2 protein-coding genes are annotated in these 2570 nt (G+C 77.6%); one reads left to right on the top strand and one right to left on the bottom strand.

The genetic code is table 11. From position 1 onward, the window contains the following. Positions 1–77 precede the first annotated feature (77 nt). On the top strand, positions 78–1688 hold the full coding sequence (locus tag K6I34_RS35420) for a PucR family transcriptional regulator (protein WP_229332137.1): 1611 nt from the start codon (positions 78–80) through the stop codon (positions 1686–1688). Between the two features lie 132 nt (positions 1689–1820). Here K6I34_RS35420 and K6I34_RS35415 read toward each other — a convergent pair. After that, the coding region (locus K6I34_RS35415; protein WP_229332136.1) for a glycosyltransferase at positions 1821–2570 on the bottom strand (750 nt) is incomplete at its 5' end.

Raw genomic sequence — 2570 nt, 5'->3', positions numbered from 1 at the left:
GGGTAGGGGCGGGGCCCGGCGGCGCCTACGGGGGCCGACGGTGGCCGCTCACGGTGAGGGGGAAGTAGGTTCCGTCCATGGAAGCGCACGGGACGATCACGGTGGCGCGGGCCCTCGACCTGCCCGCCCTGCGCAAAGGCCTGCCGGAGGTACTGGCCGCGGGCGACCGGCTGGACCGGCCGGTGCGCTGGGTGCACGCGGGCGAGGCCCCGAACATCGCCGCCCTCCTCAAGGGCGGCGAGCTCCTGCTGACCACCGGCCTGGGGCTGGGCAGCCGCCCGGCGGAACAGCGCGGCTTCGTCCGCGGGCTGGCGGAGCGGGACATCGCGGCACTCGTGGTCGAGCTGGGCTCGCGCTTCGCGACCCTGCCCGCCGCGGTCGTGGACACGGCCCGGGCGTACGGGCTGCCGCTGGTGCAGCTGCACCGGGAAGTGCCGTTCGTGGCCGTGACGGAGGAGATCCACACCGAGCTGGTCAACGAGCACTACGCCCTGCTGCGGCGCGCCGAGGAGGTGCACCGGCAGTGCACGGAGGTGCTGCTGGGCGGTGGCGGGGTGCCGGAGGTGCTGCGGTTGTTCGCGGGCTTCGCCGGGAACCCGGTCTTCCTCCAGGCGGCGGACGGGCGGCTGCTGTACGCGGCGGGGCCCGAGGGCCGGGCGGGCTCGGCGGGCACGACGGGCACGGCCGACCCGCTCCAGGTCTGGGAGGGGCTGCGGGACGCGGGCCTCGCCGACGCGCTGACCACGGACATCCCCGGCCAGGGCCCGGGACCGGGCGCGGTACGGGCCCGGCTGACCGTGCTCCCGGTCGACGCGCCGCTGGCGCCGGTGCACCGGATCGCGGCGGACCGGGCGGCCGGGCTGCTCGCCGTCGTCCTGCTCCGGGCCCGGCAGGACGAGGAGCTGGCGGCGCGCGGCCGCGGCGACTTCCTCTCCGACCTGGCGGAGGGCCGCGTCGAGGCGACGGACGCCCCCGCCCAGGCCAGGGTCCTGGGCTTCCGCCCGGGCCCGGGCCCGCTGCTGCCGGTGGTGCTCCAGTTGCCGTCCGACCTGCTTCCTGGAGACTGCTGGACGGCGCTGACCTGCGCGGTCCAGGAGGAACTGGCCGGGGTGGGCGTGCCCGTACTGCTGGGCGTACGCCTGCCGGAGGGCCGGATACCCCTGCTGGTGGGCCTGCGCGACGAGGCGGAGCGCCCCGCCGTCGCGGAACGGGTGGCGGGGGCGCTGCGGGCCGGGGTGGAACGCGCGGGCCTGCGCCTGCCGGTGGTGGTGGCCGGTACGCCGACGGGCTGGCCCGGCGCGGGCGCCGCCCTGCGGCACACGGCGGAGGCGGCGACGGCGGCCCGCGGCCTGCCGGTGCGCCCCTGGCACGACGTACGCCGGCTCGACGTGGACGTCCTGCTGTGGCGGCTGCGTTCCCAGGGCGACCTGGCGGCCTTCGTCGACCGCGTCATCGGCCCTCTCATCGCCCACGACCGCACGTCCCGCCCGCCGCTCCTGCCGACCCTGGAGACCTACCTGACCCACGCGGGCCGCAAGGCGGAGACGGCCCGCGAGCTGCACCTGAACCGCCAGACCCTCTACGACCGCCTCGCGCGCATCACGCGCCTCCTGGGTGCGGATCTGGACGACCCGCAGGTGGTGCTGTCCTTGAACCTGGCGTTGCGGGCCCGGCGGCACGTGGGGTGACGCCGGGGGTATCCCCGGTGCGGTTGCGGCCGTCTCCGGTGCGCCTATTGGGGTGCCTCCTACGCTGGCGCGCGGCTGCGGGCCGGTGGGGGCTGGGCGCGCAGTTCCCCGCGCCCCTGACGGGGCGCCCCGTCAGCGACGTTGGCTGAGCTCGTCGTAGACGCTCAGGACGTGCGCCACCGTGTCGTCCTCCGACGGCCACGTCCCGGCCTGGAGCCGCCCCGCCGCGGCGAGCTCCGCCCGCCGCAGGGGATCGCCCAGCAGCCGGCTCACGGTGGAGGCCAGAGCGGCGGCGTCCCCGTAGGGGACGAGCTCGGCCGCGTCGCCGACGAGGTCCGGGACGCCTCCCACCGCCGTGGCCACCAGGGGGACACCCGCGTACAGCGCCTCCTGGGCGAGCAGTGAGCGCGCCTCCCAACGGCTGGGCAGGATCGCGATGTCGGCCGAGGCCAGCAGCTCGGGCACGTCGTCGCGGTGCCCGACAAGGCGGACCGGCAGGCCCTCCGCCTCGATCCGGCGCTGCAGGGCGGGCCGTTCGCGGCCCTCGCCCGCCACGAGCAGCAGGGGTTCGGGGTCGAGCACACGCCAGGCCCGGGCCGCGTCCAGCAGCGGGCCGTACCCCTGGTCCGCCTCCAGACGGCCCACGGTGACCAGCAACGGCCGGGCGACAACGCCGAGTTCGGCGCGGGCCTTGTGCCGGGCCGGTTCGTCCTCCTCCGGGGCGGGCCGCGGCGCGGGCACCGCGACGGGCGCCAGCCGGGCGTCCCGCGCGCCGCGCAGCCGGGCACGGTCGACGAGCTCGGAGGTCACCCCGAGGACGACAGCCGAGGCACGGGCCGCCTGCCGCTCCATGAGCCGGCAGCACTGGGCCCGGGCCCCCGC

Source organism: Streptomyces sp. UNOC14_S4 (assembly GCF_020740835.1).
Classification (GTDB): domain Bacteria; phylum Actinomycetota; class Actinomycetes; order Streptomycetales; family Streptomycetaceae; genus Streptomyces.
The sequence above is the reverse complement of the archived record's forward strand: the minus strand, read 5'-3'. Positions and strand labels throughout refer to the sequence as shown.

What these genes read in the sequence shown, in the direction of transcription:
- K6I34_RS35420 (WP_229332137.1), top strand. Translation starts at nt 78, where the DNA reads ATGGAAGCGCACGGGACGATCACGGTGGCGCGGGCCCTCGACCTGCCC.